At 66.8% G+C, this 11,435-nt stretch carries 11 protein-coding genes and 1 pseudogene; 2 read left to right on the forward strand and 10 right to left on the reverse strand.

Going from position 1 to position 11,435, the window contains the following annotated elements:
- The 10 genes from AB4Y84_RS03970 to AB4Y84_RS04015 all read right to left on the reverse strand — a co-directional run.
- The coding region (locus tag AB4Y84_RS03970) for an aminotransferase class V-fold PLP-dependent enzyme (protein WP_442249796.1) at nucleotides 1–1,982 on the reverse strand (1,982 nt) is incomplete at its 3' end.
- Between the two features lie 201 nt (nucleotides 1,983–2,183).
- Nucleotides 2,184–2,717: a lipocalin family protein gene (locus AB4Y84_RS03975; protein ID WP_442243622.1), complete on the reverse strand. Its 534-nt coding sequence runs from the start codon at nucleotides 2,715–2,717 to the stop codon at nucleotides 2,184–2,186.
- 14 nt (nucleotides 2,718–2,731) lie between these two features.
- The gene (locus AB4Y84_RS03980) at nucleotides 2,732–3,808 is read right to left on the reverse strand and encodes an SAM-dependent methyltransferase (RefSeq protein ID WP_442243621.1); all 1,077 of its coding nucleotides are present in this window, start codon (nucleotides 3,806–3,808) and stop codon (nucleotides 2,732–2,734) included.
- Nucleotides 3,809–3,813: 5 nt separating this feature from the next.
- Nucleotides 3,814–4,590 (reverse strand): DUF1295 domain-containing protein, encoded by a 777-nt coding sequence (locus AB4Y84_RS03985; protein WP_442249797.1) that lies wholly within the window; start codon nucleotides 4,588–4,590, stop codon nucleotides 3,814–3,816.
- A complete protein-coding gene (locus tag AB4Y84_RS03990; protein WP_025874468.1) occupies nucleotides 4,590–5,132 on the reverse strand; it encodes a DUF2878 domain-containing protein in 543 nt (180 codons plus the stop codon). The genes AB4Y84_RS03985 and AB4Y84_RS03990 overlap by 1 nt, the downstream gene beginning before the upstream one ends.
- Nucleotide 5,133: 1 nt before the next feature.
- On the reverse strand, nucleotides 5,134–6,399 hold the full coding sequence (locus AB4Y84_RS03995; protein ID WP_363733378.1) for a cyclopropane-fatty-acyl-phospholipid synthase family protein: 1,266 nt from the start codon (nucleotides 6,397–6,399) through the stop codon (nucleotides 5,134–5,136).
- Nucleotides 6,396–7,163, reverse strand: coding sequence for a DUF1365 domain-containing protein (locus AB4Y84_RS04000; protein ID WP_363733377.1), 768 nt, complete (start codon nucleotides 7,161–7,163; stop codon nucleotides 6,396–6,398). Before AB4Y84_RS04000 ends, AB4Y84_RS03995 begins: the two co-directional genes overlap by 4 nt.
- Complete coding sequence (locus tag AB4Y84_RS04005) at nucleotides 7,160–8,437, reverse strand: NAD(P)/FAD-dependent oxidoreductase (protein ID WP_313248365.1); 1,278 nt, start codon at nucleotides 8,435–8,437, stop codon at nucleotides 7,160–7,162. Before AB4Y84_RS04005 ends, AB4Y84_RS04000 begins: the two co-directional genes overlap by 4 nt.
- A 1-nt stretch (nucleotide 8,438) precedes the next feature.
- Entirely contained in the window at nucleotides 8,439–9,395 is a 957-nt protein-coding gene (locus tag AB4Y84_RS04010; RefSeq protein ID WP_025874472.1) for an acyl-CoA desaturase, read from the reverse strand.
- Nucleotides 9,396–9,479: 84 nt separating this feature from the next.
- Nucleotides 9,480–10,247 (reverse strand): hypothetical protein, encoded by a 768-nt coding sequence (locus AB4Y84_RS04015; protein WP_442243619.1) that lies wholly within the window; start codon nucleotides 10,245–10,247, stop codon nucleotides 9,480–9,482.
- Nucleotides 10,248–10,391: 144 nt separating this feature from the next.
- On the opposite strand from AB4Y84_RS04015, the gene AB4Y84_RS04020 reads away from it, so the two are divergent.
- Both AB4Y84_RS04020 and AB4Y84_RS04025 read left to right on the forward strand, forming a co-directional pair.
- Nucleotides 10,392–11,015 (forward strand): sigma-70 family RNA polymerase sigma factor, encoded by a 624-nt coding sequence (locus AB4Y84_RS04020; RefSeq protein WP_025874474.1) that lies wholly within the window; start codon nucleotides 10,392–10,394, stop codon nucleotides 11,013–11,015.
- A pseudogene (locus AB4Y84_RS04025) lies at nucleotides 11,012–11,435 on the forward strand (ChrR family anti-sigma-E factor); the annotation flags it as partial. The gene AB4Y84_RS04020 and the pseudogene AB4Y84_RS04025, both read left to right, overlap by 4 nt.

Consider the following 11,435-nt stretch of genomic DNA (forward strand, 5'->3'; position numbering starts at 1 on the left):
CCACGGATGTGGTGGCGAAGCGATGACAGCTGCGACTGCAGCCACTCGGCCAACGCACGCGAGCGCAATGCGACCGCTTCCACTCCGCCCAGCGCGGCCACGAATTCAAAGCCTCTGGCGATGGCCGGGAAGGCCGCGTAGTTGGGCGTGCCGACTTCGAATCGCTGGCCCGCATCTCGGTACAGCAGGCGATCGGTGGGTGACCACGGCCCGGAGTAGTAGCACACGCCACCACCGGCAAACGACGGCGGTTTCAGCAGGTCGAGAGCGGCCCGCCGGGCGAGCAGGCAACCCGCGCCGGTGGGGTAGCCGAATATCTTGTAGAACGACGCCACCACGAAATCGGGGTGATGACGGCCGCAATCAAGCCGGTACTGCGGCACAAGGGCCGCCGCGTCACACAGCACCGTCGCGCCGTGCGCCTGGGCCCGCTCGATCCAGGCCAGATCGTGCCGGGCGCCGGTCGCATTGGATTGCGCGGGAAAGGCGAGCAGATGAGGCGCGCCGGGCTGCAGCCGCTGCAGCGCACGCCACATCAGCCCTTCATGCAGCAGCAGCTCGTCATCCAGCGGAATGTACTTCACCTGCGCGCCCTTCGCCGTAGCGTACTCGCGCAAGCCGTGTACCGAGGTGTGATTGTCCTTGGTCAGCAGTGCCTGCGACCCGGCCTGGAACGGGAATGACTCGGCCACCAACCGGATTGCGCTGCTGGCATTGGCGGTGAACAGTATCTCGTACTCCTCCGGCGTGGTTCCGAAGAAGGCGTGGATCTGCTCACACGCCCCATGAAGTGCGTCCTGGGATGCTTTCGATCCGCTGTGCGGATTGCCGAGAATCGTCCGCTTGAGTGCCTGGTAATCCTGCTCAAGCAGGCTGTCGGGTGGCAATGTTCCGCCCACGTGATCCAGATAGGTCACCTGTTGCTCATCCAGCCGCGCATATTCCTGCTGGCGCATGGCCTCGACCTGATCATGGGGATAATCGGGGTGGTCGGCGAGGAACCGTGCGCGAGCGCTTTCGAAGCCGCGCATCGCGCGCGCATCCTGCTGCAGTGGCAGGTGGAACGCCAGCAGGGGTGAGAAATCCGGCGCCCGGAGGGCGGCCTGCGCAGGGGTGTGTGCAGCATCGACACAGCCGCGCAGCAACCAGGCTTCCACCTGGTAACGCCGGTCTGGCACTGCTGCATGGACGGCGTCCAGCATCGCGTCCAGATAGCGCTCCCTGCTGGGGGCGTCGCACTGGTTGAACTCCTCCAGAAGGATGCAGGCGTTGAACAGGAACTCGCGCACATCGGCGTCGCCCATGGCAAACGCGAGGGGCCGCAGTTCAGCCATCTCGCCCTCGCGCGGGGAAAGTCCTTCGATCGCGAACGCGCGTGTGATGGGCGACGGGTCGGTCAGGCTCAGGGCTGCATCCATCAGCCGGGAGGGCATGCCAAAGTGCTGCCGGGACTGTTCGCGGGCCAGCTCGAACAGCTGGTTGTAGTGGAATGCCGTGGCGTAGACCCGTCCGCCAGGGCGGAGCACGCGCCTGAACTCGCGGGCGACGCGCGCCTTGTCCGGCGGGAACATCAGGCCGAACCCGCAGACGATGACGTCGAAGCTGGCGTCGGCGAAGGGCAGCTCCGCCATGTCCACATCGGCAAGGAGGGGCACGTTGCGCTGCACCTCATCGCTCAGCACGCCGCGTGCCACGTTCACAGCGATCGCTGAGAGATCGGTGGCGACCAACCGTAGGCCGAGCGGCCTGCTCAGGTGCTGGTAAAGGTTTGCGGTGATGACCCCGGTGCCGCAGGCGACCTCCAGGACGTCGGACGCGTTGAAACCGGCCCGGATGTCGCCAGCGATCTCCTCGGCCAGCAGCTTTCCGTACGGACCGAAAATGCGCTGGCTCAGTACGCGCTCATAGAACTCCATGAACGTGCTGAGAGACCATTTCCGTTCGGATACAACCTTGCACTGATGCGGCGAGACATCCTGCATGGCACGCTCCCTGTGGCCGGAGGCCGGTGAATCTTCGCCGCCTTTATTGCATGGGAGTAAATGTCTTTAAGTGATATTAATCACATAAAGCGGGATTGATAATCCGTGAAAGGCCGGGCAGCCCTATATTCCCCCATTCATGGGGCAACGGCCGATTCGGCGCTTGCATCATTCTGTTCTGCAGCATCGCTTCGCGCAGGCTCAGCGCACCGACTGCGGCACACGGCGCAGCTTGCCGGTGTCGTATCCCATTGCCTGGATGCGGGCGACCGCCTGCTGGTAGTCCGCGTCGCTCACCTGCGGCGTGCGCGCCATGTACCACACGTAGTCACGCTTGCTGCGGGCCACGATGGTCTGGGTGTAGCCCTCATCCAGCCAGGCAATCAGGTATTCGGCCTGGATGGGCCAGATGAACTGCATTCCCCAGACCGCACCATTGCCGTGTTTTTCCACACGGCCCACCGGGTGCATCGACTTCTGTGGCGACTGGAAGCTGCCCTTGCGATAGGTGAAAGTGGTCTGGATGCGGCCATCGGCCTGCAGCGCGTAGCTTTCCACCGCGTCGAAGGCCTCGCGCTCGGGCCAGGACGGAATATGGGCGATGACATACCAGTCGCCCATGAAGCGCGGCACGTCCACCTTCGGAGGCAGCGGGATGGGGCGGGTGTCGTGGCTGCTGCAGCCTGCGCCGAACAGGGCAACGGCCAGCAGCGGGAACAGCGATGAGATACGCATGAGGGCGGTCTCCTTCAACGCGGGCGGAACAGGTAGTGGGCGACCAGCCATTGCTGGCCGTCGTCGTAGCCGAACAATTCGGCGCAGGCCATCCAGAACATGCGCCAGCGCTGCCACCAGATGCGTGCCGCCGCTTCGTCGCCATAGGTCTGTGCCAGCACCGGCAGCAGCTGTTCACGGGCGTCATCCTGGTTGGCCAGCCAATGGTTGGCCGTGCGCTGGTAGTGCGTGCCGTCCAGCAGCCAGCGCTGGTCCAGCACCAGGTCGCGCTGGAAGTGCAGCAGCGTGTCCGCTGCCGGCATCAGGCCGCCGGTGAAGAAGTGCCGGCCCATCCAGTTGTCGTCGCCCTCGGTCTCGAACGGATACATCAGCGTGCGATGGGCGAAAATGTGCACGAACAGCGCACCGTCCGGCTTCAGCCAACGGGCAATGCGGCCCAGCAGGCGGTCGTAGTTGCGGACATGCTCGAACATCTCCACCGACACGCAGCGATCAAACGCAGCGGCAGGCAGGTCCAGCTGGTTGACGTCCCGGGTGAGTACCTCGACGTTGCCGAACCCGCGCGCCTCGCACTGGGCCAGGATATGGCTGCGCTGGCTGTGCGAGTTGGACACGGCGGTGATGCGCGCGTTCGGGTAGCGCTCGGCCATCCACAGTGTCAGCGAGCCCCAGCCGCAGCCCAGCTCAAGAATGTCCTGGCCGTCGGCCAATCCGGCGCGCTGCCCGTACAGCTCCAGCATCGCATCCTCGGCCTGGTCCAGCGTCTCGCGGCCGGTGCGGTAGTAGCAGCTGCTGTACTTCAGGCGACGCCCCAGGCAGCCCTGGAAGAAGGCGGCAGGCACTTCGTAATGCTGGCGGTTGGCCGCATCCACGTGCAGTGCCAGTGGGCTGCCAGCGAGCTCGGCGATACGGCGGCTGAAGCGATGCGCCTGCTCCTCCATGCTGCCGCTCGACTCCTCGGCCAGGCGTTGCGCACACAGGCGGCGTATGCCCGCGCGCAGCGCCGCATCGGGCAGCCAGCCACGCTCGGCCCAGCCGGTAAGACCGGCTTCCGTATCGGCAACCGGAGCAAGGGACGGGGTGCTGTTCATCGGGATCACTCCTTGGGGCTGCGCGGAAACCAGGGGAAGAACATCGGGGTACTGCGCTGGTAGTCGCGATAGTCATCGCCTCGACTGCGCAGCGCCTGTTTCTCGGTGAAGGGAACGCCACTGAGGTAGCGCAGGAACACGTACATCAGCACCGGCCCGGACCAGGCCAGCCACCACAAGGGTGAGCCGGCTGCCAGCAGTACATAGGTGAACCAGTGCAGCCACTCGAAGAAGTAATTGGGATGGCGCGTGTACCGCCACAGTCCTTGGCGGCAGGTCCGGCCCCTGTTCGCCGGGTCGGCCCGGAAGCGTGCCAGCTGACGGTCGGCCAGTGCTTCGCCGCCCACGCTGAGCAGCCACACGACGACCGCCGCTGCGATCCAGCCAGGCATGTCGCTGTGGGGATTGCCGGCCACGGCCGTGAACGGCAGCGCAAACAGCACCACCAACAGCGCCTGCGCCATGAAGAAGCCGAAGATCCTGCCCTGGTGGCCGTGCCAGTGTTCGCGCAGATAGCGATAGCGACCGTCTTCTTCCTCGCTGCGTACGCGGCGCCACAGATGCAGGGCGAGACGACTTCCCCACAGGCCACCGAGCACGGCCAGTGCGATGCGTGGCTGCAGCGCGCCATCGCCCAGCCATGCAAGCAGCAGCGCGCCTGCCGCCACGCCCTTTGCCCACAGCACATCGACGATGCCGATGTTGCGCTGCCTGCGCTGCCAGGTCCAACCCCAGGCCATGATCACCACGGCGTACAGCAGTACCCACCACAGAATGCTCATCAGGCGGCTCCGATCAATGGGGTGTCACGATTGCTGGGCGTTCCGCGACGGGCGACGGCGCACAGCAGCGACAGTGCCACGCACCAGCCCAGCGCCAGTGTTGCCACGCCCAGCCAGGCCGGGGCGGTGAAATGTACGGCCTGGAAACCCCGCGCCGCAGACAGATACGCCAGCGGCGCCAGCAGGCCCAGGGCCACCGGCAGCATCCAGTGCCGCTGCAGGAACGCCATCGACGCCGTCAGCGTCATCGCAAAGGCCGCCCACAGCGCGAAAATCCACGGTGGCGGCACCCATCCAAGCGGTGCGGCGGCGTACTGCACAGCACCGCTGGCTGCAGCGCTGCCATCCACCAGCCAGGCACACCCCAGCGCGAGCAACAGCAGGCGCAGCTCCAGGCGTGGCCGCGTCGAGGCAAGCAACTGGCTGCCGACATAGAGCGTGGCCGACAGCAGGGCCGGCCATTGCCAGCCGCGGCCGGCTCCGGCAACGGCGCACAGCCATACCAGCTGGTTGCCGATTACGTTGACCCAGGTGCGGCGCATGTCAGCCGGCCCGTTGGCCATGGACGTCCGTCTCGGGACGGTAGCCCGGCCGCGCCAGCAGCAGATGGGACACGCCGATCGAGCGCTCGAGGAAGCCGCCCTCGCAGTAGGCCAGATAGAACTCCCACAGCCTGCAGAAGCGGTCATCGAAACCCTGCGCACGTACCGCCGGCAACTGCGCCAGGAAGCGCTGCCGCCAGGCGCGCAGGGTGAGTGCATAGGAGTGGCCGAAATCCTGCTGGGCGATCAGCTGCAGGTCGCAGGCCCGGGTCTTGGCGGCCAGGATGGCGTTGATCGAGGGGATGAAACTGCCGGGAAACACGAAGCGCTTGATGTAGTCCACGCTGCGGCGCGCCTGCTCGTAGCGCTGGTCCTCGATGGTGATGGCCTGCAGCAGGGCCACGCCATCGGCCTTCAGCAGCCGCTGCAGGGTCGCCATGTAGGTGTCCAGATACTCGGCACCGATGGCCTCGATCATCTCGATCGACACCAGCTTGTCGAACTGGCCCTGCAGATCACGGTAGTCCTGCATCAGCAGGGTCACGCGCTCCTGCAGGCCCGCCTCGGCCACACGCTGGGCGGCAAGCGCGTGCTGTTCGGCGGAGATGGTGGTGGTGGTCACATGGCAGCCGTAGTGCTGGGCGGCATGCAGGGCGAACCCGCCCCAACCGGTACCGATCTCGACGACGCGATCACCGGGTTGCAGCTGCAGCTGCTGGCAGATGCGGTCCAGCTTGCGGCGCGAGGCGGTTTCCAGCGAGTCGCCGGCATCGCTGAACACCGCCGAGGAGTACATCAGGTCCGGCGACAGGAACAGCGCGAAGAAGTCATTGCCCAGATCGTAGTGGGCGGCGATGTTGCGGCGACTGCCTTCGCGGCTGTTGCGCCGCAGGCGGTTCCAGCCGCGCAGCAGCCAGCCACCGATCCGCGCCGGCCCGCGTTCCATGCCATCCAGCAGGTCGCGGTTGAGTACCAGCAGCCGCACCAGGGCCACCAGGTCATCGCAGTGCCAATCGCCGTGGATGTAGCTCTCACCCGCGCCGACGCTGCCCTGCGCGGCCACCTTGCGGTAGAACGCCATGTCGCTGATGGTCACCGTGGCCTGCAGTGCGCCGGCACGATCACCGAGGATGACCTCGCCCAAAGGGTCGCGTACCCGCAGCCCGCCTTCGCGCAGCGGCGCCAGTACCGCCAGCAGCCTCCGGCGCAGGAATGCGTCCACCGCGCCGGGGCGGGGCAGGGCAACGGAAGGATTCAGCTCGTTCATCGCGGTTTCTCGGCAAGAGCGGGGTGGTCATGCACGGGATTGCGCTTCAGCCACAGGCGCAGTGCCTGCCAGTGGATGGCGGCTACCACCTGCACGGTCATCAACGGGTGGAATGCCAGGACCCGGGCCAGGCCGCGGCCATCGAGCGGGCGTCGCTGCATCGCCTGGGTGGCATCGAACTGCCGGACACCGTCGCGCCAGACCTGCATATGTACGCGCAGATCATCGCCGGGCGCGGTGAAGCGCCAGTCGTAGCGGCAATCCATCGGCATGAAGGGGGAAACGTGGAAGGCTTTGTCGAACTGCCAGCGCAGGGCACGCCCCTGCGGCTGTGCACTTTCAACGGGCAGCACATAGGCGTGCCGTTCCTTCCACGGTGTGTTGGTGATGTCGGCGACGATGCAGTCCAGGGTGCTGCCGTCGGCCCGGTAGCAGTAATAGAAGCTGACCGGATTGAACACGTGGCCACCGAAGCGCAGGTGCGCCAACAGACGCACCGGGCCGTCCGGGCGCCGCCCCAGCACGGTCGCGGCATGATCACGCACGGCGTCTGCAAGTGATGTCGCGGGATCGCCGAGATAGTCGCTGCGGCGGAACTCTGCCAGGTTGCGTCGCCCGACCGACCATAGCCAGCGCCCGGCGAATACCTGGTCCAACTCGTCCAGGTCCAGCAGCAGCTGCGCGATGGGGTAGCGGAAGGCATGCGGATGCGGATGGTGCCGGCGGTGGACCACCTGCCCGATGTAGAGGGCGCTGGCGCTCATGCGGCCACCTCCACCTGCAGGGGAGGCGGCGCGCCGGCATTGCGCAGTTGCAGCGCATCCACTACGCGGCGGGCACTGCGGATTCCATCTTCGTGGAAGCCCCAGCCCCAATACGCACCCGCAAACCAGGTGTGCCGCCGGCCCTGCAGTTCGGCCCAGCGCCGCTGCGCGTCCACCGCAGCCGGATCATGCACCGGATGCGCGTAATGCAGACGGCGCAGCACCTTGGCCGGATCGATGGCCTCGCTGCGGTTGAGGGTCACCACCAGCGGCGTATCACCGGGCAGCCCCTGCAACAGGTTCATGCAGTAGCTGACCGTGCAGGGTGCGGTGGGGTCGCGCGGTACATGCGCGTTCCAGGCCGCCCACGCCTTGCGGTTGGCGGGCAGCAGCGAGGCGTCGGTGTGCAGTACGGCCTCGTTGGGTTGGTAGCGGATCGCGCCGAGCACCGCATGCTCGATCGGATCGGCGTCGGCCAGCAGGGCAAGGGCCTGGTCGCTATGGCAGGCCAGGATCACTTCATCGAAGCCTTCAATGCCGGTTGCGGTGTGTACGCGTGCCCCCCAGGGCATGCGCTCGACCGCATGCACCGGGCATTCCAGCCGCTCGTGCACCCGCCAGCGCGCGCGCAGGGCGTCCACGTAGCGCGCCGAGCCGCCCTTGACCACGCGCCAGGGCGCGCGCCCGGTCATCTGCAGCATCTGGTGATTGGCCATGAACTGCACCAGGTAACGCGCCGGGAAGTCCAGCACCTGCGCGGTCGGCGAGGACCACAGCGCCGAGGCCATCGGCAGCAGATGTTCCTGCACGAACGCTTCGCCATAGCGCTGGCTGTGCAGGTACTGGCCCAGCGTGGGGCCCTGTTCCTCGCCCAGCAGCAGGGGCGCGTCGCGATAGAAGCGCCGCAGGTCGGCCAGCATTCCCCAGAAACGCGGTGAGAGCAGGTTGCGGCGCTGGCAGAACAGGCCATCCAGCGACGTGGCGTTGTACTCCACGCCGCTGCGCTCGCTGTGCATCGAGAAACTCATCGTGGTGGGCTGCGAGTCCACCCCAAGTTCATCGAATAGGGCCGACAGCAGCGGATAGTGCAGGGCATTGAAGACGATGAACCCGGTGTCGACCGCCATCCTGCGGCCGTCCACCGTCACCTCGTGGGTGTGGGTGTGGCCGCCCAGGTAGTCGTTGGCCTCGAACAGGGTGACGTCATGCTCGCCGTCCAGCCACCACGCGCTGGCCAGACCCGCGATGCCGGAACCGATGATCGCGATACGCATGTCAGTGCCTCGCCTTGGCCAGTACCCAGGCCGGGATCGGCTTGAGGCCCTTCACCAGGCCCAGCGCAGCCATTGCGCGCAGGCCATACCAGCTGATGTCGATCTCCCACCAGCGGAAGCCCTGGCGGGCGGTGCCGGGAAAGAAGTGATGGTTGTTGTGCCAGCCTTCGCCGAAGGTCAGCAGCGCCAGCCAGAGGTTGTTGCGGCTGTCATCACGGGTCTCGAAGCGGCGCCGGCCGAATCGGTGCGCCAGCGAATTGATGGTGACCGTGGCGTGGAACAACACCACGGTGGAGATGAAGAAGCCCCAGACCAGCAGCTGCGGGCCGGAGGTATGCAGGCCCGGTGCCACACGCTCGAGCACCGCGCCCACACCATACAGCGCAGCGGCCAGCAACACGGGAACCACGGTGTCGAACCGGTCCAGCCAGCGCAGCTCGGGGTAGCGGGCCAGATCGGGAATGCGCTGCAGATCGGTGGCAAAGGCGCTACGGGTGAGGAACCAACCCATATGGCTGCGCCAGAACCCGCCCTGGCGCGGGGAATGCGGGTCCTGCGGTTGATCGGCGTGGCGGTGGTGGTGGCGGTGGTGCGCTGCCCACCAGAGCGGGCCACGCTGCACGCTGGCGGCGCCGATGACCGCGAACACGAACTGCACGGTGCGCGATGCCTCGAACGTCCGGTGCGAGAAGTAGCGGTGATAGAACGCGGTGATGGCGAACATCCTGATCGCGTACAGGAACACTGCGACGGCAACCGCTGTCCAGGACACGCCCACCCAGATCACCCCGAGGCAGGCCACGTGCAGCAGCGCGAAGGGCAGGGCGCGCAGCCAGTCGATGCGGTCACCCTGGCTGCCGTCGATCGCCGCTTCGCTTCCGGCATCGGTGTCGAACCAGCGCTGGAAGGTGCGCAACAGGCGCGAACGTCTGCGGAGTGGAGGCGCTGCGGATGCCATGGACGGAAGCCCGAGGGAGTCGATTGCCTACCTCTACGCGTTGCAGTGCAGGTTGGATGCAGTGGATTGCAGCTGACTGCATGTTCACCTGGTCGTAACACCGCAGCTGGCTACCAGCGGTCGCTGCAGCTCAGTGCGCCAGCGCTGCTCCGGCTGCTCGGTTGCGGGCGCGGCAAAGCGCACGGTCACCTGCGGATAATCGCCACGTGCATCGCGCAGGTTGCTGGTACCACGGAACTCGAGCAGGCGGCGATCAGCATCGGCGTAGACCAGCGACAGACGTGGGGCCACCGCGCCGAACCAGGTATCAAGGCGGACATTCACCGCATGGGCGGAAAGCCCCTGCCAGCGCACCGGGCCCAGGTACTGCACCTGCACGGGGTAGAAGCGTTGCCGGCCGGGCACCAGAAAAGGAAGGCTGACGGGTGCTCCATCCTGCAGCGTGCGCCAGTGGGCCCGCACGGCGGCATCGAAGCCGGCGTCGATCACGGCATCCGGGGGCAGCGGCAGCTGCCTGGTTCGGGAAGGCGTGGACGTGTCCTCCTTCCAGTCGACCCGGACCACGCCGGGGTCGACCCTCACATCGGCCGCTTGGCCGCTGCGGGCGTCCTGCAGCACATAGCCCCGCACCTGCGGCCGGGTGGCGGCGGGCATCTGCTTGCGGGCGAAAGGTTGGCCCGCAGGGCAAAGGTATTCCACCCAGCGTTCGCTGCCATCGCCGGCGCCGCGCTGCCAATGCACTTCGCGGTAGGCAATGACTCCGTTGGCCAGGGTGGCCACGCCCTCCGAACGCAGCAGCGGCGCGGCCGAAGCGGCGCAGGGCATGCAGAGCAGCAACCAGGCAAGACGCATCGGGGCGATCCATGGGAGGCTTGCGGGCCTGTACGCGCGACGGCGCCGGCTGGATGCACGTTGGCACCCATCCCGGGTGCATCCAACAGGCGCCACCGTGCGTAGAGGGAAGGACTCCTCTTCACCCAACGGCAGCCCCCGCCGATGTACCGTCCTCCCGCCAGTCCCTCCCATCCCTTCGACACCGCGCGGATCGTGTCCAGTTCACAGCAGCCCAGCAACGAGCCAACGAACTGGAACGGCGAGATGGATGGCGTCGCCAGGCTGCGCGATCGTGACTGCTTCATGCGCATCTACGACCATTTCATGCCGCGCCTGTGCATTTATCTGCGTGGCCTTGGGGCACCCGCAGCGGTGGCCGAAGAGCTGGCCCAGGAATGCCTGCTGCGCCTGTGGCTGCGCGCGGCCGAGTTCGATCCTGCCCAAGGTGCGCTGAGCACCTGGTTGTATCGCATCGGCCGCAACCTGCACATCGACCGCGTGCGTCGCGAACGCAGCTGGATGCAGGTGCAGGAAGCCGTGGAAGACGCCGCTGCCGCCGACGTCGGCGAGCGCAGCAGCGCCGAGCAGTTTGCCGACCATGCCCGCCTGCGCCAGCGCATCAATGAACTGCCGGCCACGCAGGCGCGTCTGGTTCGCATGTCCTACTTCGAGGCCAAGAGCCACAGCGAGATCGCGCAGGCGCTTGGGATGCCTCTGGGCACGGTCAAATCACACCTGCGACGAGCGTTCCTGCAGTTGCAGTCGAAGGTCGGGGGTGCACCATGAATCCGCACCACCACCTGCATGAGTCGACGCTGATGAGCTACGCCGCCGGTGCTCTGCCGGCACCGTTGAGCATCGTCGCCGGCACCCATCTGGAGCAGTGCCCGCACTGCCGCCAGCGGCTGCGCGAAGCGGAGGCCATCGGAGCCGCACTGCTGGAGCAGACCCAGCCCGTGGCGGACGAGGCGCGGCGGGCGGGCCTGCGCGAAGCGATGCTTGCGCAGCTCGTCGAGGTCCAGGCCGACGCGGTGCCAGGCCCGCTACGGTCGATGCCGCGCGAACGCCCTGAGGCGGATCCGGACCATCTGCCGACGTCGCTGCATCCGTACTTCGGCGATTCGCTGGGCCGTCTGCACTGGCGCTGGATTGCACCTGGGGTGCATTGCATCCGTGCCGAACAGATGCCGTCGCTGATCATGCTGA

Origin of the sequence: Stenotrophomonas sp. 2YAF22 (assembly GCF_052114665.1) — a bacterium.
In the GTDB taxonomy this organism is placed as follows: Bacteria; Pseudomonadota; Gammaproteobacteria; order Xanthomonadales; family Xanthomonadaceae; genus Stenotrophomonas; species Stenotrophomonas indicatrix.

Coding starts and splice junctions, on each gene's coding strand:
- AB4Y84_RS03975 (WP_442243622.1), bottom strand. CDS start 2,717: ATGCGTATCTCATCGCTGTTCCCGCTGCTGGCCGTTGCCCTGTTCGGC.
- AB4Y84_RS03980 (WP_442243621.1), bottom strand. CDS start 3,808: ATGAACAGCACCCCGTCCCTTGCTCCGGTTGCCGATACGGAAGCCGGT.
- AB4Y84_RS03985 (WP_442249797.1), bottom strand. CDS start 4,590: ATGAGCATTCTGTGGTGGGTACTGCTGTACGCCGTGGTGATCATGGCC.
- AB4Y84_RS03990 (WP_025874468.1), bottom strand. CDS start 5,132: ATGCGCCGCACCTGGGTCAACGTAATCGGCAACCAGCTGGTATGGCTG.
- AB4Y84_RS03995 (WP_363733378.1), bottom strand. CDS start 6,399: ATGAACGAGCTGAATCCTTCCGTTGCCCTGCCCCGCCCCGGCGCGGTG.
- AB4Y84_RS04000 (WP_363733377.1), bottom strand. CDS start 7,163: ATGAGCGCCAGCGCCCTCTACATCGGGCAGGTGGTCCACCGCCGGCAC.
- AB4Y84_RS04005 (WP_313248365.1), bottom strand. CDS start 8,437: ATGCGTATCGCGATCATCGGTTCCGGCATCGCGGGTCTGGCCAGCGCG.
- AB4Y84_RS04010 (WP_025874472.1), bottom strand. CDS start 9,395: ATGGCATCCGCAGCGCCTCCACTCCGCAGACGTTCGCGCCTGTTGCGC.
- AB4Y84_RS04015 (WP_442243619.1), bottom strand. CDS start 10,247: ATGCGTCTTGCCTGGTTGCTGCTCTGCATGCCCTGCGCCGCTTCGGCC.
- AB4Y84_RS04020 (WP_025874474.1), top strand. CDS start 10,392: ATGTACCGTCCTCCCGCCAGTCCCTCCCATCCCTTCGACACCGCGCGG.